Consider the following 236-nt stretch of genomic DNA (forward strand, 5'->3'; position numbering starts at 1 on the left):
GTTTGATCCCCACGCTTTCGAGCCTCAGTGTCAATATATGCGTAGCCAGCTGCCTTCGCAATTGGTGTTCTATGTCATATCTAAGCATTTCACCGCTACATGACATATTCCGCTGACCTCCACAATATTCAAGACTGATAGTATCAATGGCAGTTTCCAAGTTAAGCTCGGAGATTTCACCACTGACTTACCAACCCACCTACGCTCCCTTTAAACCCAGTGAATCCGGATAACGC

At 46.2% G+C, this 236-nt stretch carries 1 rRNA gene; it reads right to left on the minus strand.

Features of this window, described 5'->3' with window-relative positions:
* Nucleotides 1–236: ribosomal RNA gene (locus ACTHSQ_RS11470) — 16S ribosomal RNA — on the minus strand; the annotation flags it as partial.

This window comes from Neisseria sp. P0009.S008 (assembly GCF_051958615.1).
Taxonomy (GTDB): Bacteria; Pseudomonadota; Gammaproteobacteria; order Burkholderiales; family Neisseriaceae; genus Neisseria; species Neisseria subflava.